The sequence below is a fragment of the Winogradskyella ouciana genome, from assembly GCF_009709615.1.
Classification (GTDB): Bacteria; Bacteroidota; Bacteroidia; order Flavobacteriales; family Flavobacteriaceae; genus Winogradskyella; species Winogradskyella ouciana.
Map to the genome: position 1 here is coordinate 1 of NZ_WJYA01000188.1, position 257 is coordinate 257.

Annotated in this window: 1 pseudogene; it reads right to left on the minus strand. The window is 38.1% G+C overall.

Annotated elements, in window-relative coordinates:
• Window positions 1-257: pseudogene (locus F1003_RS16050) on the minus strand (type IX secretion system periplasmic lipoprotein PorW/SprE); the annotation flags it as partial.

A 257-nucleotide genomic window follows, 5' to 3' on the forward strand; every position in this document is an offset into this window, starting at 1 on the left:
TTTTCCCTGTATTAAATGCATTAAGCAACGATAACTTCGGTACTAGAGCGTCTTTAGGATAAGCTTCTATTGTTTTTTCTATAAGGGTTTTGCTATCCTCATATTTTTCTTCTGTGTAGAGTTGGTAGGCTTGTTTATAGATGTCCTCTACTTCTGACGAAGCGACACCCAAGCCTCCACGCTTAGGGTTTTTCACAAATTCCGCATAATGAGTGTAAGGAAACTCACTAATAATAATGTTTTTGGCTTTCTCTGCC